The sequence below is a fragment of the Streptomyces aurantiacus JA 4570 genome, from assembly GCF_000414115.1.
GTDB lineage: Bacteria > Actinomycetota > Actinomycetes > Streptomycetales > Streptomycetaceae > Streptomyces > Streptomyces aurantiacus_A.
This window is the reverse complement of record NZ_AOPZ01000290.1, coordinates 1-264: the sequence shown is the minus strand read 5'-3', so window position 1 is coordinate 264 and position 264 is coordinate 1. Positions and strand designations below refer to the sequence as shown.

Below are 264 nucleotides of genomic sequence, written 5' to 3'. Positions count from 1 at the left end.
GGGCGGGCGTTCCGTGAGCTGGGCTTCGACTCGCTGACGGCGGTCGAGGTCCGCAACCGGCTCGCCGCCGCCACCGGCCTGAAGCTGCCCACGACCCTCGTCTTCGACTACCCGACCTCGGCCGTGCTCGCGGGCTACCTGCGGGCGCAGTTGGTGGGCGAGTCGGCAGCGGCGACCGGCGCGGCACCGGCTCCCGCCGGACGCGCGGCAGGCGCCGAGGACGATGACCCGATCGTCATCGTGTCGATGAGCTGCCGCTACCCC

At 74.2% G+C, this 264-nt stretch carries 1 protein-coding gene; it reads left to right on the top strand.

The window, feature by feature from the left end; all coding sequences use genetic code 11:
- Positions 1-264 (top strand): acyl carrier protein (locus tag STRAU_RS25935; RefSeq protein WP_037661923.1); only part of this gene is annotated, 264 nt, incomplete at both ends.